The following is a 19,874-nucleotide window of genomic DNA, read 5'->3' as shown; positions in this document are numbered from 1 at the left end:
TCTCTCCGGAGTACATGGATTGGCTGCCTGCGGCAGCCGGGTTAGAACCTGTGGCGCACGCCGGCGCCGAAGGTGTCGCCGTGGCTCAGGCCCTGGATCTTGTCGTAGAAATAGGCCACGTAGACATCGGTACGCCTGGACAGGTTGTAGTCATAGCCGATGGCGGCGGTGTTGCGCCGGAAGCTGCTCTGCGCGTTGTCGGTCTTGCCATGCGCATAGGAGACCAGCAACGATCCGGCACCCAGCGGCACCGAGGCACCGACCTGCCCGTTCCTGTGCTTGATATCGCCATTCGGGTTGTCGTTGACATCCGTCCTGATGTACTGAAGCTGGGCAAACAGCTTGGCCACGCCGAAGTCATAGCTGAGGCCGCCCTGGACCGCGGTCTGCTTGCCGAAGCCGGCCAGGAACGCATTGCCGGCGTTGGCGAGATCGCCCGGCGTGCTGTCGAACTTCACCTGCTGGAACGCCAGCGTTGCCGCGAATGCGCCGCTGAAATACATCACGTTGCCGCCCCACTTGTTCTGCGCGGCGTCGCCGGCTTTTTCGCCCAGGCCGTAGATAAGGTTGAAGGTCAGCCCGCCAAAGCCCGGCGAGCTGTACAGCAGCGAGTTGTCCCAGCCGGAATCGCCGATGATGCCCGGGTCCAGCACCCTGCCGTTGCCCGCGCCGAGATAGGTGTGAAACACGGTCGGCGAGAATGCGAACGAATCGACCAGCGGGTTGAACAGGATGGTCGAGATGAAATAGGGCGCCGTGGTGCGGCCCACCTTGAGCGAACCCGCCTTGTCGCTCTCCAGCCCCACGAAGGCATTGCGGCTGAACATGGCATCCCCGTCGAAGCGGCCTGTCCGGCCGCTGTCGGTCCGGTAGAAGCCGTTCAGGTCGAACACCGCGCGCATGCCGCCGCCCAGGTCCTCGGCACCCTTGATGCCCCAGTACGAGGTCTGCATGCCGCCGCTGTCGGCCACCAGCGCCCGCGACGACGTGCCCGGCGCCTTGACGGCGCCGACGAACATGTCGGCCTGGCCATATATCGTCACGCTCGACTGCGCTGCTGCGGTCCCCGCGCAGATCGTGGCGGCGAGCGCCACCAGAACGCGTGGCCGCGCCCATTGCTTGGTCATCTTGAAGTCTCCCCGGAATATCTTCAGGCTATCGATGCCGGAGCCACCGCGCCGCGCGCCGTGGCCGCCGTGTTGTATGCGGTGCGCTGCCCGGCTTCACTGGGATGCGGCACCGGCCTCCTCCGCACCGCTCGCACCGTTCGTGCCATTCGCGCCGTTCACACCCTGCGGCGCGGCACTTTCCTCGCCGACGCCATTGAGCAGCCAGTTCAGCAGCACCGCGCAGATGGCCGCCAGCACGATGCCGCTCTGCAGCAGCGGCGCCAGCTCGGTGGGGAACTTGTCGAAGAAGGTCTTGGAAAATGCCGGGGTCAGGCCAACACCCACGCTGATCGCAACGATGAAGCCATTCATCGGCTGGTTGATGAAGTCGACGTGGCTGAGCATCTTGATGCCGGTCACCGCGATCATGCCGAACATGATCATGCCGACGCCACCGAGCACGAATACCGGTATCGCGGCCACCGCGGCCGAGAGCTTCGGCACCAGCGCCAGCAGGATCAGGAACACTCCGCCCATTGCGCACACCCAGCGGCTGCGCACACCGGTCACCTCGAGCAGGCCGACATTCTCCGAATAGGAGGTATAGGGAAAGATATTGAAGATGGCGCCGGCCACCGAACCCAGGCCGTCGGCGCGGAAGCCGCGCACCATGTCGTCGCGTGACATGGTCCTGCCGGTCATGCGCCCTACCGCGACGAACACGCCCGCGGTCTCGATCACATTGACCAGCATCACGATGGTCATGCTGACGATGGACCAGAAATCGAACTTGAGCATGCCGAAGTGCAAGGGCAGCACCAGGCCGAGCCAGGGCGCTTCGCTGACCGCGGAGAAGTCGACCTTGCCCATGGCCAGGCTGAGGGCCAGGCCAAAGGCAATACCCAGCAGCACTGCCACGTTGCCGACGAATCCGCGCGCATGCCGGGTCACCAGCAGGATGAACAACAGCACCGCGACCGCGACCGCGACGTAGGCGGGATTGCCGAAGTCCGGGCTGCCATAGCCGCCGCCGGCCCAGGTCACGCTGACTTCCGTCAGCGACACGCCGATGGCCACCAGGATGGTGCCGACCACCACCTCCGGGAAGAAGCGCAGCATGCGCGCAATCAACGGCGCCAGCGCGATCACGATCAATCCGGCCACCAGCATGGCGCCGAAGATGCCGGGCAGCCCCAGTTCCGGCTTGGCGCCGATCGCGATCATGGTGCCGATGCCGGTGAAGGACACCCCCATCATGATCGGCAGCCGCACGCCGAACCAGCGCACGCCGACGGTCTGCACGATGGTCACCAGTCCGGACACGAACAGGTCGGCACTGATCAGGAAGGCGATCTGCTCCCGGGGCAGGCGCAGCGCCCCGCCGATGATCAGCGGCACCGCGATGGCCGCGGCATACATCACCAGCACATGCTGGAAGCCCAGTACCGCAAGGCGTCCGAACGGCAGCATTTCATCCGCCGGGCTGCGCGAGCCGGCTGGCTTATAGGATCTGGTCTCCACCTTGGTCTCCTCGACGGGCTTTTGCAGCCCTGTTTTGTATGGACGGCGCCGACCGCCGCCCTAGAAAATGCCCGACATGGCGACGAATCCGGGCAAGCGCTTGACCCGATCCGTCCAACGCCGGATGGCCGGGTACTCCTGCAGGGAGATGCCGCCTTCGTCCGACAGCATCGCGTAGGGAAAGCAGGCGATATCCGCAATGGTCGGGTGCTCGCCACGGCAGACCCAGCCGCCATGGTCCTGCTCGGAGAACCACAGCTGCTCGTCCAGCACGCGGAACAGTTCGTGCGCGCCGGCCCGTGCCTTGTCCACGTCGAACGGATAGCGGAACAGGTCGTGCAGTCGTGCCGCCGATGCGGTGGCGGTAATGCCGTCGGCGAAGGCCAGCCACATATTGACCTCGCCCAGCGCCTGCGGATCGTCCGTCGGATACCAGCGGCCGCTCGGGTCGTAGCGCGCGGCCAGGTAGCTCAGCGTGGCCTGGGCGTCGCGCATGACGAAGCCGTCGTCATCGAGCACAGGCAATTGCCCGAGCGGATTGAGCGCAAGAAAGGCATCCCGCTTGTGTTCCTTGCCGGGAAAGAACTCGATGCCCTGCTTGCGGTAAGCCACGCCCGTCAGGCTCATGAACAGGCGCAGCTTGTAGCAGTTGCCGGATAACTCGTAGTCGTAGAGGGTGATCATGCGTGGGTCTCTCAAAGGTCCAGCACCAGCAGCTCGGATTGGCTGCGCGACACGCACGGCAGCAGGCAGCGTCCGCTGGCCTTCTCCTCGGCGGTCAGGTAGACGTCGCGATGCTCGGGCGTTCCTTCGGCGACGGCGGTCAGGCACGATCCGCACACGCCCTGCTCGCACGAGGTGGCGAGCGCGATGCCTCGCGCACGAATGGCATCGCTCAGCGCCACGCCGGCCGGCACCACGAATTCGCCGCCGCTGCGCCCGAGCCGGACCCGGAACGGCTGGTCCGCGTCATGCGACACTTCATTGGCAAACAGCTCGCTGTGGACCCGGTCCGCGACGATGCCCAGCATGCGGCCGCGCTCGCGGACCAGTTCGATCAACGGGAGCGGCCCGCACACATAGAGGTGATGGCTGGCCGGGACCTGGCGCAGCACCTCATCGAGCGCATCGCGCGCGCCATCGTTGGAAAGCCCGAGATGCAGCCGGACGTTGCGCAGCCGCTCGAGCCGCTCGCTGAACGCGACATGCTCGGCACCGCGCGCAAAGTAATGCAGCGCAAAGGGCAGGCCCGCATGCTGCAGCTGCGCGGCCATCGCGAGGATCGGGGTGATGCCGATGCCGCCGGCAAACAAGGTTGCGCCGGCCTGCGGCACCAGTCCAAAATGATTGCGCGGTACCGACACGGTCAGTGTGTCGCCGACCTTGACCTGCTCATGCACGTCGCGGGAGCCGCCACGCGACTGCGGTTCGCGCTTGATGCCGAGCACGAAGCAGTCGCGCTCGTCGGGCGCATTGACCAGCGAGTACGGGCGCACAAACCCGTTGGGCGTATGCACGTCGACATGCGCGCCGGCAGGCATGTCCGGACGCTCGCCTTCGGGCAGGGCGAGCCGCAGCCCGACGATGTCCGGCGTCGTCATCCAGCGCGACACCACCGTGGTGCGCAGCAAGCGCCGCGGCGCGGCTATCCCGGCGGGCGGCAGGAACGAGAGCACCTCGGGCCGCTGCGCTGGTTGCACCACAGCTTGCGCCTGGCGCTCCAGCCCGCGGCGCAGCGCCGACAGGCGCTGATTGAACCAGCGGCGCGCCGCGGCGGCATTGCCGCTGCCCGAGTCCATCGCCGCATGCACGACGGTTAGGCCGGGACTGGCGGGCTGCAACCAGAAGCGCATGGCGCAGCTTCCGTCCGGCGTCTGCCAGCGCGCATCGATCATGCTGCCCGCCCGGGTCGCGCTCGCCGGGCCGTCGCTGTACGCCAGCAATGCGGCAGCCACCGTGTCGACGTCAGCGCGAACCGGCAGCGCCCGTAGCGCCAGCGGAAGCCCGGGAAAGTCAGGCACCTGCCCGGCCTGTGCGGGATCCAGGCTGACCCAGACGTAGCCGTTCTTCTCCGCCACGGCAAAGCGGCGTGCGCACAGGCTGGCCGGCGGCTGCGCATCGCTGGACGCGGGGATAAAGCTGCAGTGCCCATCGCCGCTCTGGTACTGCCAGCCGTGGTACTGGCAACGTAGCGTCTGGCCGGTGTTCACGCCCAGCGTGAGACGCACGCTGCGGTGCGGGCAGCGGTTCTCCCAGGCATTCACGGTGCCATCGTCGGCGCGCCACAGCGCCAGTTCGATGCCGTGCAACTGGGCGTGAAAGACATGGCGCGGGGGCAGGTCTGCCGGTTGTGCCACGGCATGCCAGGGGGTCGTTTGCGGGTTCATTCCGTCGGTCTCCATAGCGCCGGCTCAATTGACGCGGTAGGTTCCATAGTGGATGTTCTTGTCGCGCAGCCAGCGGCGGTATGCGGCCGACATCGCGTCGGCACGCGTCGGCACTTCGAAATCCGTCGCCAGCGGCAGGGTCCTGGGCAGATGGTTGGTCAGGATCATCAGGTCCTGGCCGACGATGGTCTGCTGGAACAGGCGCAGCTCGATGTCGGTGTGTTCCTTGTCGACGCAGGCGATCAGGAAGTGGCCAACGCAAATGTCTTCGCTGACAGGCTGGACGAACAGGCAGATCACATCGCGCCTGGCCGCATCCGCGACACTGGTCTTGTAGAGGATCGAGACGAACGGACGGGCAACGCGGTAGACATAGTGGGCGTCGATCCCTTCGGTTGCGGCCGCTCCCGCCATCGGCTGGTAGAACCTGCAGTCCTCGGCCAGGATTTCGTCGTGGTCGCGGTCGACCACCACGCGGTAGGGCCTCACGTCGGTATGCGGCACTTCCCCCAGGATTCCGCCATGCACATAGGGAAAGTGCGCCATGTCCAGGAAGTTCTCGACCACCCGCAGGCCGGAGGCATGGATCTGCACCGAACCAAGGCCCAGGACGCGGCGATCCGCCTCTTCGAATTCGCTGATGGCGAAGAAGCTGTCATCCGGGTTGCCAAGCGAAACCCAGCATGTATGAAAGCGCGTGATCGCGCGGCACGGCGTGCCGTGGTCGAGCCGGCGCGCCGAGAATGCGCCGCTGTCATCCCGGCTGAATTCGATGTCCACGTCCAGCAGGCGCGTCTGCTGGCGGGTATTGCGGGGAACGTCTTCCACGACCGCGACCGGGTACCACTCGTTCCACACGCTTGCTTCGATGCTGCTCATCCAGCCCCCTTTTTTGGTATGTCGTTGTCAGAGGCAAGATACGGATACCGCCGGCCCGCAACAACGGCGCAATGCGAATTTCTGGTATGAAGGAAATCGATTGGAGGCCCCTGGCGTCACGGTCGTGTTTACCGCGCCGCCAGCACGCGCGGCCGGCGTGCACAGGGCTTACGGTTGCGCGGCGGATGCCGACTTCGCCTTGTCGACCTCGGCGCGCAACCACTGCGCCAGCGCCACGCTATGCTCGAACAGCGAATACCTGGCGCCGTCGCCGTAGTCGGGCAAGTCGATGATTTCGGTGGTGACGTAGCGCAGCCGGCTGTCGGCATTGCGGAAGTGCGCGGCCAGCACCTTGCGCACCACCTCCTTCGATGGCTCCAGCTTGTAGGCGAACCAGTCGCTGTGCCATTCGCCCGGCCGCGGCCTCAGGAAGGGGTACTGGCACGCCCGGCCCGGGCTGCCGTCCGGATGGCTGGCCCACTGGTTCAGCGGGCCATTCGGCGCTACCGGCCGCACCGAATGCCACAGCGTCATGTTCTCCGCGATCCAGGCATCGACGATATTGCCGGGCTCGAACGGATCAAGGATGAGCCGGCCCGCTTCCACGTCCTCGCGGATGCCGGACCGGTCCTGCTCCGCGGGCGACTCCAGCTTGAGCAGCACGTGGCTGTGGTCGAGCAGGAAATTGAACGGCAGGCCGCGTTCGCGCACCTTGCGCGCGACCGCCAGCACGCGGCGGAAGTCTTCGGACCACATGTAGATGTGGACTTCGAACGTGATCTCGATACCCAGCTGCGCCGCTTCCTCGAACGCCAGGCAATAGAACGCCACGACCTCGTCGTCGCTGAGCGAATGGCCGTCGGCGTGGGCGTCGAACAGCATGATGTTGTGGCACAGGCTGCCGGCGCGGCTGGCGAGCCGCAGGTTCTGCCGCAGCAGGGCCTCGTCCTTGCCGGCGGTATAGGTCCACAGCCCGGTCAGGATGGGCAGGCCATGCTTTTCCGAGGCGCGCAGGTACGCTTCTTCCTGCCCCGGTTGCGGCAGGCGGTCGAAGAAATCGAACACGCCGGCGGCCTTGACCATGCGGAACTGCTCGTCGATCGAGGGCGCATTGCCCGGGGCGTGCTGCGCGCTGCGTCCGTTGCAGCCGATCAGGAGTTCGTGCATGCCTGCTCCACGACAGGAATGGGGATGGAAACGGGTTGGGCGCCAGTGCCCTGCTCCTGCTCCAGCAGCCGGTCCAGGACGCGGCGCAGCCGGATCGAAGCGTTGTCGATGGCAAGCCGCAGCGGGTTGCCAAGCATGTCGCCCGTGTTCGCCTGGATCGCGCCCAGCAAGGCACGGTCTTCATCGAAGGTAACGATGTATGCCTGGCGCATTTCATCGGTCACGGCGGCCTCGCCCAGCGCGAACGTGCGCAGCACGAACCAGAAGTAGTGCGTGGTGTGGTCGCTCTCCGGCGTCAGCGCCGCATAGGACAGCGTGCGGTACTGCCGGTTCATGCTGGCCTCGTCGCGCGCGCCGCCGGCGTCGACGGCGCCCATGTCGACCAGCGACAGGTTCGGCGCGTACAGGTGGTAGAACTGCCAGCGGTCCACGCGCCCCCGGAAGCCGCCATAGCGCTGCATCACCGGTACCGGTTCGGACTGTTCGATCCAGCGGCCGACGGTGATCCGGGTATCGTGCTGCTCGACCACCAGCGGGACCTCGCTGGCATCGGCGCCGCCAATGGTGCCTTGATGGACAAAGGTCGTGTGCGCGGGGTCGACCAGGTTGTCGAGGATGTTGCCAATGCTGGCGGGGAACAGCGTGTGCGGACCGTGGAAGTTTTCCCAGCCGGCCGCACCGTAGTTCGGGATGTCGCACAGCAACGCCGGGTCCGCCAGTTCGGGGTCGCCGGGCCAGAACCAGGCAATGCCATAGCGCTCCAGGCAAGGATAGGCCTTCAGCCGTGCCGTCGGGGGAATATTGCCCTGGCTTGGAATATGAATGCACTTGCCAGTGCCATCGAACTGCAAGCCGTGATACGGGCAGCTGACCACGCCGTCACAGAGCTTGCCGCGCGACAGCGGTGCACCCTTGTGCGGGCAACGGTCGCTGAGCATCGCCGGGCGGCCCGCGGCGTCGCGGAACAGGACGATGTTTTCGCCGAACAGCCGGCGCGAGATCATGGCACTGCCGAGCTCCTGGCTCAGTGCCGCGGCGTACCAACGGTTTCTAATCCATTTCATGCTGGCTCCTACAGGTCGAGTTTCAGCGTGGCCGTGCGGGCGCGCGACACGCACACGCAGAGGCTTGCGTTGGTCGCCTTCTGCGCCTCGCTGAGGGCGTAGTCGCGATGGTCCGGAATGCCGTCGAGGACCGGCACGGCACAGACGCCGCATTCACCGCGACGGCAGTCGTGGAGCAGGTCCAGCCCGTCGCGCAGCAAGGCGTCCAGCAGGCTCTCGTTGGGCGCGACGTGGACCGTGCGCTGGCTTCGCGCCAGTTGCAGCTCGACCGGCTTGTCGTCGGCGCGCGCGGCATTGCCGAACAGTTCGAAGTGCACGGCTGCCCGCGCCCAGCCGTGTCGGGTGGCAAGCGCCAGGGTTGCGTCGATCATCGCTTGCGGTCCGCAGACATAGAGATGCCGGCCCGCTGCGGGCGCATCGACGATGTCGCGGATCGGCATGCCCCGCGCCGGCTCGCCGTGATCGAAATAGAGCCGGGCCCGCGCCCCGAGCTGCGCCGCGATGTAGTCGCGGTACGGCATGGCCTCGGGGGTACGCGCAACGTAATGCAACTCGTACGACTTTCCCGCCGCCTGCAATGCCTTCGCCATGGCCAGGATCGGGGTAATGCCGATGCCGCCCGCGATCAGCACATGGTGGCTGGCATCCGGCGCCAGCGGGAAATCGTTGCGCGGTGCCGCGCAAGCCAGCACGCTGCCCACCGCAACCTGCTCGCACATGAACGCCGAGCCGCCGCGGCTGTGCGGGGCACGGTGCACGGCAATGCGATAGAGGTTCGAGCGATTGCATGCGTCCAGCAAGGAATAGCAGCGTTCATGGCGCACCCCACCCACATCGAGCATGAAACGCAAATGCGCGCCGGCTGCATAGGGCGGCAGGGTTACGCCATCGGCATTGCGCAAGGTGAATTCCTTCACCTCGGGCGTGATGCCGCGGATGGCTGCCACGGCCAGGGATAACTTGTCACCACTCATTGATCGGTCTCCATTCCGGGCCGCGGCGGCGAACGCCCTGCGGCCCGTTTCATCGTCAATGCAACGATGAGGGAGAGTCTATGAAGCGGCGCGGCCTCAGGCATCCAGCCTGGCTCGATAATGACTAGCGAGAAATCCGATATCCCGCCGGCAGCCGGCACGGCCACCGAGAATGCCGACTTAGGAAATCGATAAAGCCGATACTGGCAAGGTTTCCGCATCCGCACACGGGAACTGCCTGGCTGGCGAGGCGCCCGCCCGTTGCACGCGTGCGCCATGCGTGGCATCCGGTTTGCCGTACCATGCCGCATCGCAGCATCCGCGCTGGCGGCTTGCCTTGCGCTGGCCGAATGCGGAATATGCAGGCACACCGATGCCCAATCATCGACATGAGGAAGCAGCAGACTTCCCATCCATTCCTGGAGTGAGACTATGAACGCCCCCCAAGCCGACCGGGTCCATCCGGTCGACGCCTGGCTGCCGCCCGGCAAGAACCTGGTCCTGGCGCTACAGCACCTGCTGGTCATGTATGCCGCGGCGGTTTCCATCCCGATCGTGGTCGGCAACGCCATCGGGCTGTCCCACGATCAGCTGGTGATGCTGATCAATGCCGATCTGTTTGCCTGTGGGATTGCCACGCTGATCCAGTCGGTCGGCTTCTGGAAGTTCGGCATCCGCCTGCCGCTGATCCAGGGCTGCAGTTTTGTCGCGGTGACGCCGATGATCCTGATCGGCAAGGAACACGGCATGCCGGCGGTCTACGGCGCCACCATCGCCGCCGGCATCTTCTGCATGCTGGTTGCTCCCTTCTTCGGCCGGGTCAGGCGCTTCTTCCCGCCGGTGGTGATGGGAACGACGATCCTGCTGATCGGCCTGTCGCTGCTGCCGGTGGCGGTGCGCTGGTCCGCCGGCGGCTCGCCCAAGGCCCCCGACTTCGGCTCGCCGGTCAACCTGATGCTGGCCGGCGTATCACTGGCCACGGTGCTGCTGGTGTTCGGCTTCGGGCGCGGCCTGCTGCGCAACGCCGCGGTGCTGATCGGCCTGCTGACCGGAACAGGACTTGCCATGGCCATCGGCAAGGCAGACTTCTCCAGCCTCGGCAATGAGCCATGGCTGGGGGTGATCCGCCCGCTTGCTTTCGGCATGCCCGTGTTCGACCCGGTTTCGGTGGTGTTGATGTGCGTGGCGATGCTGGTGATCCTGACCGAAGTCACCGCGGACTTCTTCGCCGTGGGCGAAATGGTCGGCAAGGAGATCGACGACCACGCGATCGCGCGCGGCTTGCGCGCCGATGGCTTCTCGACCGTGATCGGCGGGTTGCTGAATACCTTCCCCTATTGCGCCTACAACGCCAACGTGGGCCTGGTGGCGATGTCGGGCGTGCGCAGCCGCTGGGTGGTGGCAACCACCGGCGTGCTGTTGCTGGCCCTGGGACTGTTCCCGAAGCTGGCGGCGGTGTTCGCGTCGATGCCGCTGGCGGTGCTCGGCGGAGCCGGGCTGGTCATGTTCAGCATGATCGCGACCACGGGCCTGCGCATCCTGGCCAAGGTGGACCTGACCGACGGCAACAACACCATCGTGATTGCCGCCAGCCTGGGCATCGGCCTGATAACGGTGGCGGTGCCGAACTTCTACGAGCACGTCGACGGCACGCTGCGAATCTTCCTGCACAGCGGCATTACGACCGGGTGCCTGACCGCCATCGTGCTGAATGCGGTGTTCAATCGCAAGTCCAGGAAAGGCGCGGAGCAGGCCGCACTGGTAGTCTGAGCGACCAACATCTGGGTTGACACCGATGAAGCATCCGAGCGACCAACTCGATGGATTCCTGCTCCGCCTGCTGGTGGCTGTCATGGAAGAAAAGAGCGTATCCCGCGCTGCCGGCCGGCTCAATCTGCCGCAATCGACGGTCAGTGCCGGCCTGTCCAGGCTGCGCAACATCTTCGACGACCCGCTCTTTGTGCGCGGCCGCAACTGCATGGTGCCGACCGAGCGCATGGCCTCGCTCTATGAGCGCATGCAGGGTGCGCTGGAGGAGCTGGATGCGCTGTGCGTGCCGCTTCCGGTGTCAGGGCCCGCACAGATCAACCGGACCTTTCACCTGGGCTCGCTCGACTATGTCAGCTCGCGCTTCATCCCAACGGTGATTGCAAGGATCCTGCGCAGCATGCCAGGCGCCTCGGTGGAAGTGCATTCGCTGACCATGGATTTCGATTACCTGGAAGCGCTCGAATCCGGCGCGCTGGACCTGGTGGTCGGCAACTGGGGCACGCCACCGGAGCACCTGCACCTGCTGCCGCTGTTCGAGGACGAGATCGTGTGCCTGATGCGGCAGGGGCACCCGATCCTGAAGCGGCCCGAGTTCACGCAGGCGGACTACCTGGCCTGCGACCACCTGGGCCTGCTGCCGTTCAACGTGAACCAGCTCGGCGTAATCGACGCCTACCTGGCACAACTGGGGCTGCGTCGCCATGTCAAGGTGGTGCTGCCCTATTTCAACAACGTGCCGGACCTGCTGACGCAGTCGGACCTGATCTTCACCACCAGCCGCCGCTTCGCGCAAGCGCATGCGGCAGCGCTGCCGTTGGCGGTGGTCGCGCCACCACTGCCCTTCCCGCCCATGCGCTTCTACCTGCTGTGGCATGACCGGACGCACCGCTCGGTCGCATGCCGTCTGTTGCGGGAGGCCGTCGCGGAAGCCATTGTCGGCTTTCAGCAAAGCCCACCAGGGCCTGCCCGTGCCGCACCCATGACCCCAACGGTCACCTAACCAAACCGGAGACAACATGCGAAGCAATCGATATGCCGCCGCGGCGGCAGGGGTGCTCGCGTGCCAGATTTTTGGCGCGCAGGCGCAAGGCGCAGTGACATTGTATGGACTGACCGACGTATTCGCCGGCTCGCTCAAGCCCAGCGGCGCCCCGGCCCACACCGCAGCCATCCAGAACGGCGGCATGACCACCTCCTACTTCGGCTTGCGCGGCCGCGAGGATCTGGGCGGCGGCGTGGGCGTCTTCTTCGCCCTCGAAAGCTATCTGCGGGTGGACCAGGGCGCCTCGGGCCGCTTCAACGGCGATCCGCTGTTTGCGCGGGGCGCGTATGTGGGCATGGACGGCAGGCCCGGCAAGATCGCGCTGGGGCGCAATGCCAACCCCTATTTCGTTTCGACCCTGAGCTTCAACGCCTTCCGCGATTCGTTCACCTTCTCGCCGATGATGCTGCATACCTTCATTGCTTCGGGACTGGGCAGGCCCTCGATCCAGGGCGACACGGCATGGAGCAACTCGGTGCTGGTCACCACCCCGTCGCTGGGCGGCTTCACCGGCAATGTCATCTACGCACTCGGCGAAGCGCCGGGCCACGCCGGGCAAGCCAACTACGGCGCCAACCTGACGTACGCGGGCGGCAAGTTCGGCGCCACGCTAGCGGCGCAGTACGTGGCCATCGCGCCCTTGCTCAACAACGGCGCGACGACCCAGAAGGCGGTCCAGGGCGGCATCTCCTATGACTTCACCGTGACCAGGTTGTTCGCGCAGTACCAGTACGCCAGCAGCAACAACGCCCTGCGCGACCATACCTTTGCCCTCAGCGCGTCGACACCGGTTGGTGCGGGCAATGTGCTGGTCGCGTGGGCACACACGTCGCGCCGCCTTGGCGAGGCACAGGTCCAGCGCAGGAACACGGCTGCCATCGGCTACGACTATTACCTGTCCCGGCGCACGGATGTCTACGTTAACTACATGTACGACAAGGTCAGCGGATTGGCCACCGGCAACAGCGTTGGCCTGGGGATTCGGCACAGGTTTTGATGCATGGCACCGACCCAGGCGGACGGGCGGGAGCACCGTGGCGTGCTCGCCGGAAATGGCGATGCGGAGCGCTCAGGGCTTCGCGACAAGAGCGCTCTCGCCAACACGTCAGTCCGCCGTAGCGGCGGTGACAATGATCTCCACCAGAATGTCCGGATGCCCCAGTTCGCACTGCGCGGTCGCTCGCGTAGACGCGGCGTTCGGCGCCGTCCATGCGTCCCAGATCTCGTTCATGCCTTCGAAATCCCGCTCGAGGTTCTTCAGCCAGATCTGTGCGGTCAGCAGGCGTCGCTTGTCGGTGCCAGCGTCGGCGAGGAACTTCTCGATCTTGGCAAGCGTCTGCCGGGTCTGGCCCCGAATGTCCTGGCTGCGGTCATCGGCCGTCTGGCCGCCCACGAATACCATGCCGTTGTACACCACCGCGCGGCTACGTCGTTGGTCCGTAGCGATTCGCCGGATTTCAGCCATAGGTCCTCCTGGTTCAGGCTGTTGATAGTCATGCAGAACCGGTGTGCCGGCGGGGCGATGCCATGGCCCCGGCCAGGCCGCGGTGCTATCCCGCCAGCTCGCCCAGCGTGACGGGCTTGATGGGTGGGCGGATGCGGTAATAGCCCACTTCCTGTGGCGCCACGCCGCGTCCCTGCGCGATCAGTTCGGTCACGGTCAGGCCGCAGAGGCGCCCCTGGCACGGACCCATTCCGCAGCGTCCAAACGCCTTGGCCTGGTTGGGGCCATGGCAACCCACCTCGACATACTTCCTGACGGTCCCCGCCGTCACTTCCTCGCAGCGGCAGACAATGACCGCGTCATCCGCGGGCATGCGATGCGAGTCGCTGGGGCGGTACAGCGCATCCAGGAAGGGGCGGATGCGCAAATGTCTTTGCAGCTCGGCACGCATCGATGACTCTCTCACCCGCCGCTCGCCCACGCCGGGTCGCTGCAACCTGGAAGCAATCGACAACGCGGCCAGCCTTCCCTGCACCGCGGATGCCCTGGCACCGACAATGCCTCTGCTGTCACCCGCGATATAGATGCGCGTGTCTTCAATCTCGCCATACTCGTCCGTCTCCGGAATCCAGCACAGCTGGGCATCGCTCCAGTTGTGCCTGGCCCGCAGCGCCCAGCTGATCTGGGTATTGGGCACGACACCCTGGTGGAGCAGTACCAGCGAGGTGTCGATACGACGCTCGACGCCCCGGTGCGTGAAGCACAGGGCTTCGGCACAAGCTTCGCCCTGGATGGCGAGGGCTTGCGCCCCCGCATACACCGGGACGCGATGGCGCCGCAGTTGCCTGAACATGTCCATGCCCTTGCGCAGGTCCCGCCAACCGCGCAAAGCCGCCGGCAGATGGGGCACCGCGCGCAGATAGTCAGCGCGCTGCGTGGTGTGCACGACGGCCTTGAGCTCGATGCCCGCGCGCAGATATTGCACGGCCAGCAGATACAGCAGCGGCCCGCACCCTGCCAGGACCGCCGGCTGCCGCGGCAGCGCTGCCGCGCTCTTGATCAGGATCTGCGCCGCCCCGGCGCCCATCACGCCGGGCAGCGTCCAGCCTGGCACGGGGAAGGGACGTTCCATGGCCCCGCTGGCCAGCACGATGGACCTGCCCTCGACGGCCTGGCTGGCACCGTCCTGCAGGTAGCTGACCTTCCGGTCCCGGCCGACGTTCCACACGGAGGCCCCAGCGATATGCCGCGCCCCGGATGCGGCGAAGGCCTTTGTCAGCGCCGCGCCGGCAACATAGTCATCGCCAAGGACCGCGCGCAGCGTCGGGCTTGCCGCGTCGACATTCCGATAGATCTGCCCGCCAGCCGTCGGCTGTTCATCCAGCACGGCGACGCTCAGCCCCCACTGCCGCGCTTCGATCGCTGCGGATAGCCCAGCCGGGCCCGCGCCAACCACGACCACATCGAACACTGCACCGTTCATGCTTCAACCTCTTCCTCGATAGCAATTGCCGAGGCACCTTGCTGGCGCTTGATGACCATGCCGTCCCGGACCGCGGTCAGGCAGGCCTGGCGGCTGGGCTTTCCGTCGATCTCGACCAGACACTCGAAGCAGACGCCCATCATGCAATACGGCGCACGCGGGGCGGATGTCACCGGTGTGGTGCGGAACGGCGTCACGCCGTTCAGCAGCAGCGCCGCGGCAACGGTGGCACCGGCTGGCGCCCTCAGCGGCTGGCCTTCGAACGTCAGGGTGACGGTGGACGATCGATCGGTCTCGACCGCCATGAACAGCGGTGCACCGGCGGCGTGGTCTTTAGTGGGCATTGGCAAAGCTCCTGGTGGGGTCGAGGTAACGATCCCCGGCGAATTCTTCGATATCGTCCGGTGCGGGTCCAAGTCCCGAAATCCATGGCCCGACGACATAGGCATGCGTGCCCGCAAGCGTCACGCCACTGTGGCTGGCCGCGACGAATGCGCCCGGACATGACCGGGATTCCTGGTAGATCGGGTGTCCGTCCGGCGTCATCACGCGCAGCGCGCCCCAGGCGCGGACCAGGCGCACGTTGGCAAGCAGCGGGAAGGTGTCCACGGCACGCCGTGCGATCCACTCGATGGCGGATACGGTGGTGCCATCATCGAAGCCAACATCCTCGACGGAATAGCCAAGCTGCACCGTCCCTTCCGCCGTCTGCCGCGCCTTGTTGGTCGGATAGGGCAAGAACGGCCTGAGCCGCTCGGTGATCAGGACCTGGCCGCGGTTTGGCTCGACCGGCGCGTGCAGCCCCACCTGCGGTGCAAGCTGCTTGTTGCCGAGTCCGGCCGCCAGCACGAGCCGGTCGCCGCTCCAGCTCCGGTTGTCCGAACCTGCCACGACGAAGCCGCCGTTGGCCCGATGGCGCACGGCAGTCACATCCACCCCCGAAAACACCTGTGCCCCCAGCGCTTTCAGACCCGCGTGCAAGGCGTGCAGCAGCTTGAGCGGATTGACATGCCCGTCCAGCGGACACCAGCTGCCGCCAGCCACCTTCGGTCCGATGGCGGGGAGATGGGTCTTCAGCTCGGCATGCTCCATCATCCGGTAGGGCACGCCCGCACCCGTGTGCCTGAGACGCTCCAGCAGCGTCTCGCGAGCGCGCATTTCGGTCTCGCTGAACCCTATCCAGAAGCCGCCCGCCTGTTGCAGATCGACGTCGACCCCGGTGAGGGACAGCAGCTCGGCCGCGAGCGGTTGCCAATGATCGATGGCATCCCGGGACCAGCGCGCATAGCGGGGAAACCCGTCGCCTTTGCTCTGGAGCCATACCAGCCCGAAATTTCCCCGCGAAGCGCGGTTCGCGATGTCGCCCTGGTCGAGCAACGTGACCGGCGCCCCGGCTTTCGCGGCCCCGAAGGCTATGGCCGCGCCCACCACGCCGCCCCCCACAACGATGACTTCTTCCTTGCGCATGTCTGTCCTTCGGCCGCCCGATCCTTCAGTCCGGCACAATGCGTTCTCTTGCGAGACGGGCGGCGTGGTTGCTTCAATCAATGCTGATGTGACCGGCCTTGATGACCGCGCCCCATTTGGCGGCATCGGCCTTGATTAGGTCGGCAAACTGCGCGGGGGTACCGGGGGCAACGGTGGCGCCCAGGCTCTCGTGCTGCTTTACGATGCGCGGATCGGCCAGGATCGCGTTGATCTCGGCGTTCAGCTTCTGGACGATGGCGGCGGGCATGCGAGCCGGCCCGACCACCCCGCCCCAGGTCACCATTTCGACGGCGGGAAATCCGGCTTCCGCGATGGTTGGCACATTCGGCAGCAACGGCGAGCGGTTGGGGCCTGTGATGGCCAACGCGCGAATACGGCCGGCGCGTACCTGCGGTTCCATGGAGGTGAAGTTGCTGATCATCAACTGGATCTGCCCGGCTGCCAGGTCAGATTCCGCCGCGGGCGCGCTCTTGTAGGGCACGTGCGTGATCTGTATGCCGGCCTTGGTCCGGAAAAGTTCGGTCACCACGTGCAGCGACGTTCCCGTACCGGTAGAGCCGTAGAACAGCTCGCCGGGATGACCCTTGGCGTATGTCACCAGGTCGCTGACGGAATTGACAGCAAGCGAAGGCGTCACGCCCAGAAGATTCGGCTGCGTCCATTGCTTTGCAATCGGGGTGAAGTCCTGGATTGCGCGATAAGGCAGCCGTTTGGCGGCAAGCGCGGCGACGACGAAGGTAGAGAGGTTTGCGCCCCCGATCGTGTAGCCGTCCGGCTCTGCCTTGGCAATAACCTCGAGTCCGATCACGCCCGCGCCGCCGGGCCGGTTCTCCACCACAAAGGGCTGGCCCAGGCGCTGGCTGAGGGCGGCGGTGAGAATGCGCGCCGTCACATCCGCCGCGCCGCCGGCGGCCGCATTGACAATAAAACGCACCGGCCGGTTGGGGTAGTCGCCCTGCGCGACGGCCGTACACGCCGCAAAGGTCGCCATCAGCCCGACGGCGGCGCGGCCTATGTCCAGGATAGATAACTTCACAACAGTCTCCCCTCTTTTAAAAATCATGATGGAGATGTTATGAAGGTGCGGCCCTTGAATCTATGGCGCCGGCGTTAGCAACCTATTCAGATTCGATATGGGTCCGCGCCTTTTCCGTCGCCGTCGACAGGTATCGGAGCAGATCCCGGGCCGGCTTGCCAAGTCGGGCATCGCTCATGGCGGTGGCATAGAAGGTATAGCTCAGCGTCGGCCTCAGCGGTAGCACCACCCCGCCACGCTGCCGATGGAGCACCCCGGTCAGGGGATCGACGATCGAAACGCCCATGCCACGCAGCACCAGTTCGCTCATGGAGTGGAACAGCGAGGCCTCGACGGTGATGTCCAGTTGCACCCCCGTGGTCGCCAGCAAGGCGTCCAGGCGCTTCTGGAACGTGCCGGTCTGGCCGACGAAGGGCTTGCCCTCAAGGTCCTTCAACTCGACGGCGGCCGCCCTTGGCGACAGCCATTTGCGGGTCCCGATGCAAACGCAATCAGCACTGAACTCCGCAACGGTCTCGAGATCGCCGAGGGAGAGAATATCCGCCGTGAAGCCGATGTCTGCCTGGCGATTGCGTACGGCACGCGCGACTTCGACATACGACGTCACCGAGAGCGTAATGAATACATCCGGATATTTGCCTCGCAGGTACTCGATCGCCTCGGGCATGATCGAGTGTCCGATCGACGGGATGGTCGCGATGGAGAGCCGTCCCATCTTCTGCTTGCGCAACTGGTCAGAAAATCTCATGATCTCGTCCAGCCCCAGAAAAGATTGCTGGACCTTTGTCATGAGCGCAAGGGCTTCCTCGGTCGGCTTCACCGTGCGGCCGTGTTTCAGGAAGAGCGGGAAGCCGACTGCCTTCTGCAATTCGGCTATCACGCGGCTCATCGAAGGCTGGGACATGCCGAGCGCATCGGCGCCTGCACTCATCCCGCCATGCGCGATGGCGGCGCGAAACGCCTCGATCATCCTGTGGGTTATGACTTTCTCGGACATAGGTCGCCTAAGGCTTGCTCGGGTGCCGCCTGGTCGCGGTACGGATACGCAGTATAAAGGCCCGACGGAATACCGATGACGCGCCTTTATGCAAGCCGCTCCCCTGCTGGCGACACGATTTCAGATGGTCCGTGCGATGTAATGACTTGCTCAAGACGGCGGCTCTCGGGCCGCCCCAGCAGCCACATCCCAACGCTACGCCCCGGCGTATTTCAATGGAAGAGAAATGATCACCGGACACGTCTTCATTGCCACCAGCCTTGATGGCTTTATCGCCCGCCCCGATGGCGACATCGGCTGGCTCCTGGAGCGCGATGACCCCGCTGAAGACCATGGCTACACAGCCTTCATCGCCGACAAGGACGCCATCGTGATGGGCCGTGGCAGCTATGAAAAGGTCGTCACGATGGGCGAATGGGCGTACGACCGTCCGGTTCTGGTGCTGTCCCGGCAACTGGTCGGCAAGCCGGTGCCCGAGGGCTTGCAAGGCAAGGTGCGATTCTCGGATGCCACGCCCGCGGACGCGATGGCGCAACTGGAGGCGGAAGGCGTGCGGCGCGTCTACGTCGATGGCGGCCAGGTGGTGCAGTCCTTCCTTCGCGACGGATTGATCGCCGACATGGTGGTCACCACGGTGCCGGTGCTGATCGGGGCAGGCAGGCCATTGTTCGGCGCGCTGCGGTGCGACGTGAGCCTGAAGCTCGAGTCGAGCCGCTCCTTTCCGTCTGGCCTGGTGCAGTCGTGCTATCGGGTGCTGCGTTGAGCAGTGCAGGCAGGTCGTCGTCAGAAGTCATGGTTCAGCACCGCAAGAGAAGCACATGGCATGGCAGATCATACGGGCGGCCCGGCGCAAGGATGTCCGGTTCCGCCCGTACGATCCGGGACATCGTTGCACGCGCGGCCGTTGCCCCGGTAAAGCGTCGCGATTTGAGGGCGACGACGCCGGGGATGCCGCCATCCCCGGCCCGGGATGCGAAAATGGCCGTTCCATGCCATGCGCAGGGCCACAGCCCCGCGCGCAGAGAGGACGGGCAATGCAACTCGACGCGTACGACCGCAAGCTGCTTCGGCTGCTGCAGGACAACAACAAGCTCTCGCAGCGACAGCTGGCCGATGCCGTCAACCTGTCGCCGTCGGCCGTCAACCGGCGTATCGCCGCGCTGGAAGCGGATGGCGTGATCATCGCCAACACCGCCGTGGTCGATCCCGCGCAGGTCGGCAAGATGATCACGGTACTGGTCGAGGTGACGCTGGAGAACGAGCGGCTGGATTTGCTGGACGAGGTCCGCAAGCGCTTCGTCGAGTGTCCGCAGGTGCAGCAGGTGTACTACGTGACTGGCGACTTCGATTTTTTGCTGGTGCTGGCCGTGGCGGACATGACTGAGTACGAGCGCCTGACGCGCGAACTGTTCTTTGTCTCGGGCAACGTCAAGAACTTCAAGACCCACGTCGCGATGCAGCGGGCGAAGGTGTCGCTGGGTGTGGCGATCGAGCCCTGATAGGCTCGATCATG

At 65.6% G+C, this 19,874-nt stretch carries 19 protein-coding genes; 5 read left to right on the top strand and 14 right to left on the bottom strand.

The annotated features are described in order from the left end of the window. Positions 1-41: 41 nt before the first annotated feature. From MKD38_RS19320 to MKD38_RS19285, 8 genes are all read right to left on the bottom strand, one after another. Positions 42-1,127, bottom strand: coding sequence for a porin (locus MKD38_RS19320; protein WP_252679013.1), 1,086 nt, complete (start codon positions 1,125-1,127; stop codon positions 42-44). A 96-nt stretch (positions 1,128-1,223) separates the two neighbouring features. Next, the gene (locus tag MKD38_RS19315) at positions 1,224-2,579 is read right to left on the bottom strand and encodes a nucleobase:cation symporter-2 family protein (RefSeq protein ID WP_256505488.1); all 1,356 of its coding nucleotides are present in this window, start codon (positions 2,577-2,579) and stop codon (positions 1,224-1,226) included. A gap of 111 nt (positions 2,580-2,690) precedes the next feature. Further along, entirely contained in the window at positions 2,691-3,314 is a 624-nt protein-coding gene (locus MKD38_RS19310) for a glutathione S-transferase family protein (protein WP_252679009.1), read from the bottom strand. An 11-nt stretch (positions 3,315-3,325) separates the two neighbouring features. Next, complete coding sequence (locus tag MKD38_RS19305; RefSeq protein WP_252679006.1) at positions 3,326-5,017, bottom strand: Rieske 2Fe-2S domain-containing protein; 1,692 nt, start codon at positions 5,015-5,017, stop codon at positions 3,326-3,328. A gap of 24 nt (positions 5,018-5,041) precedes the next feature. Beyond that, positions 5,042-5,896: an aromatic ring-hydroxylating oxygenase subunit alpha gene (locus MKD38_RS19300; RefSeq protein WP_252679005.1), complete on the bottom strand. Its 855-nt coding sequence runs from the start codon at positions 5,894-5,896 to the stop codon at positions 5,042-5,044. Between the two features lie 168 nt (positions 5,897-6,064). Continuing rightward, entirely contained in the window at positions 6,065-7,063 is a 999-nt protein-coding gene (locus MKD38_RS19295; RefSeq protein ID WP_252679004.1) for a xylose isomerase, read from the bottom strand. Continuing rightward, a complete protein-coding gene (locus MKD38_RS19290; RefSeq protein WP_252679003.1) occupies positions 7,048-8,127 on the bottom strand; it encodes an aromatic ring-hydroxylating dioxygenase subunit alpha in 1,080 nt (359 codons plus the stop codon). The genes MKD38_RS19295 and MKD38_RS19290 overlap by 16 nt, the downstream gene beginning before the upstream one ends. Before the next feature lie 8 nt (positions 8,128-8,135). Then, on the bottom strand, positions 8,136-9,101 hold the full coding sequence (locus MKD38_RS19285; protein WP_252679002.1) for a PDR/VanB family oxidoreductase: 966 nt from the start codon (positions 9,099-9,101) through the stop codon (positions 8,136-8,138). Between the two features lie 432 nt (positions 9,102-9,533). Between MKD38_RS19285 and MKD38_RS19280 the strand changes: the two genes are divergently transcribed. From MKD38_RS19280 to MKD38_RS19270, 3 genes are read left to right on the top strand one after another with little or no spacing between them, the layout of a single operon-like run. After that, complete coding sequence (locus MKD38_RS19280) at positions 9,534-10,871, top strand: nucleobase:cation symporter-2 family protein (protein WP_252679001.1); 1,338 nt, start codon at positions 9,534-9,536, stop codon at positions 10,869-10,871. Positions 10,872-10,896: 25 nt separating this feature from the next. Then, complete coding sequence (locus MKD38_RS19275; protein WP_252679000.1) at positions 10,897-11,871, top strand: LysR family transcriptional regulator; 975 nt, start codon at positions 10,897-10,899, stop codon at positions 11,869-11,871. Positions 11,872-11,887: 16 nt separating this feature from the next. Next, on the top strand, positions 11,888-12,910 hold the full coding sequence (locus tag MKD38_RS19270) for a porin (RefSeq protein ID WP_252678999.1): 1,023 nt from the start codon (positions 11,888-11,890) through the stop codon (positions 12,908-12,910). A gap of 108 nt (positions 12,911-13,018) precedes the next feature. Here MKD38_RS19270 and MKD38_RS19265 read toward each other — a convergent pair whose 3' ends face one another. From MKD38_RS19265 to MKD38_RS19240, 6 genes are all read right to left on the bottom strand, one after another. After that, a complete protein-coding gene (locus MKD38_RS19265; RefSeq protein ID WP_240071558.1) occupies positions 13,019-13,378 on the bottom strand; it encodes a RidA family protein in 360 nt (119 codons plus the stop codon). An 85-nt stretch (positions 13,379-13,463) separates the two neighbouring features. Further along, on the bottom strand, positions 13,464-14,840 hold the full coding sequence (locus MKD38_RS19260; protein ID WP_252678997.1) for an NAD(P)/FAD-dependent oxidoreductase: 1,377 nt from the start codon (positions 14,838-14,840) through the stop codon (positions 13,464-13,466). Then, a complete protein-coding gene (locus MKD38_RS19255; protein ID WP_371925716.1) occupies positions 14,837-15,184 on the bottom strand; it encodes a (2Fe-2S)-binding protein in 348 nt (115 codons plus the stop codon). The genes MKD38_RS19260 and MKD38_RS19255 overlap by 4 nt, the downstream gene beginning before the upstream one ends. Continuing rightward, a complete protein-coding gene (locus MKD38_RS19250) occupies positions 15,174-16,307 on the bottom strand; it encodes an NAD(P)/FAD-dependent oxidoreductase (RefSeq protein WP_252678996.1) in 1,134 nt (377 codons plus the stop codon). Before MKD38_RS19250 ends, MKD38_RS19255 begins: the two co-directional genes overlap by 11 nt. A 73-nt stretch (positions 16,308-16,380) precedes the next feature. Further along, positions 16,381-17,364, bottom strand: coding sequence for a Bug family tripartite tricarboxylate transporter substrate binding protein (locus MKD38_RS19245; protein WP_252678995.1), 984 nt, complete (start codon positions 17,362-17,364; stop codon positions 16,381-16,383). Between the two features lie 82 nt (positions 17,365-17,446). Next, positions 17,447-18,361 (bottom strand): LysR substrate-binding domain-containing protein, encoded by a 915-nt coding sequence (locus MKD38_RS19240; protein WP_252678994.1) that lies wholly within the window; start codon positions 18,359-18,361, stop codon positions 17,447-17,449. Between the two features lie 226 nt (positions 18,362-18,587). Here MKD38_RS19240 and MKD38_RS19235 point away from each other — a divergent pair, with 226 nt between their 5' ends. Both MKD38_RS19235 and MKD38_RS19230 read left to right on the top strand, forming a co-directional pair. Further along, positions 18,588-19,124, top strand: a complete 537-nt coding sequence (locus MKD38_RS19235) for a dihydrofolate reductase family protein (RefSeq protein WP_252678993.1) — start codon at positions 18,588-18,590, stop codon at positions 19,122-19,124. A gap of 271 nt (positions 19,125-19,395) precedes the next feature. Then, on the top strand, positions 19,396-19,860 hold the full coding sequence (locus MKD38_RS19230) for an Lrp/AsnC family transcriptional regulator (RefSeq protein WP_252678992.1): 465 nt from the start codon (positions 19,396-19,398) through the stop codon (positions 19,858-19,860). Positions 19,861-19,874 lie beyond the last annotated feature (14 nt).

This window comes from Cupriavidus sp. WGlv3 (assembly GCF_023952475.1).
Taxonomy (GTDB): Bacteria; Pseudomonadota; Gammaproteobacteria; order Burkholderiales; family Burkholderiaceae; genus Cupriavidus; species Cupriavidus phytorum.
Note: the sequence above shows the minus strand (reverse complement) of the source record. Positions and strands in the feature narration are given on the sequence as shown.

Bases quoted from the DNA above. Each gene is read 5' to 3' on its own strand.
- MKD38_RS19235 (WP_252678993.1), top strand. From the start codon at position 18,588: ATGATCACCGGACACGTCTTCATTGCCACCAGCCTTGATGGCTTTATC.
- MKD38_RS19305 (WP_252679006.1), bottom strand. From the start codon at position 5,017: ATGAACCCGCAAACGACCCCCTGGCATGCCGTGGCACAACCGGCAGAC.
- MKD38_RS19290 (WP_252679003.1), bottom strand. From the start codon at position 8,127: ATGAAATGGATTAGAAACCGTTGGTACGCCGCGGCACTGAGCCAGGAG.
- MKD38_RS19280 (WP_252679001.1), top strand. From the start codon at position 9,534: ATGAACGCCCCCCAAGCCGACCGGGTCCATCCGGTCGACGCCTGGCTG.
- MKD38_RS19250 (WP_252678996.1), bottom strand. From the start codon at position 16,307: ATGCGCAAGGAAGAAGTCATCGTTGTGGGGGGCGGCGTGGTGGGCGCG.
- MKD38_RS19270 (WP_252678999.1), top strand. From the start codon at position 11,888: ATGCGAAGCAATCGATATGCCGCCGCGGCGGCAGGGGTGCTCGCGTGC.
- MKD38_RS19310 (WP_252679009.1), bottom strand. From the start codon at position 3,314: ATGATCACCCTCTACGACTACGAGTTATCCGGCAACTGCTACAAGCTG.
- MKD38_RS19240 (WP_252678994.1), bottom strand. From the start codon at position 18,361: ATGTCCGAGAAAGTCATAACCCACAGGATGATCGAGGCGTTTCGCGCC.
- MKD38_RS19265 (WP_240071558.1), bottom strand. From the start codon at position 13,378: ATGGCTGAAATCCGGCGAATCGCTACGGACCAACGACGTAGCCGCGCG.
- MKD38_RS19230 (WP_252678992.1), top strand. From the start codon at position 19,396: ATGCAACTCGACGCGTACGACCGCAAGCTGCTTCGGCTGCTGCAGGAC.
- MKD38_RS19300 (WP_252679005.1), bottom strand. From the start codon at position 5,896: ATGAGCAGCATCGAAGCAAGCGTGTGGAACGAGTGGTACCCGGTCGCG.
- MKD38_RS19260 (WP_252678997.1), bottom strand. From the start codon at position 14,840: ATGAACGGTGCAGTGTTCGATGTGGTCGTGGTTGGCGCGGGCCCGGCT.
- MKD38_RS19285 (WP_252679002.1), bottom strand. From the start codon at position 9,101: ATGAGTGGTGACAAGTTATCCCTGGCCGTGGCAGCCATCCGCGGCATC.
- MKD38_RS19275 (WP_252679000.1), top strand. From the start codon at position 10,897: ATGAAGCATCCGAGCGACCAACTCGATGGATTCCTGCTCCGCCTGCTG.
- MKD38_RS19315 (WP_256505488.1), bottom strand. From the start codon at position 2,579: ATGCTGCCGTTCGGACGCCTTGCGGTACTGGGCTTCCAGCATGTGCTG.
- MKD38_RS19295 (WP_252679004.1), bottom strand. From the start codon at position 7,063: ATGCACGAACTCCTGATCGGCTGCAACGGACGCAGCGCGCAGCACGCC.
- MKD38_RS19255 (WP_371925716.1), bottom strand. From the start codon at position 15,184: ATGCCCACTAAAGACCACGCCGCCGGTGCACCGCTGTTCATGGCGGTC.
- MKD38_RS19320 (WP_252679013.1), bottom strand. From the start codon at position 1,127: ATGACCAAGCAATGGGCGCGGCCACGCGTTCTGGTGGCGCTCGCCGCC.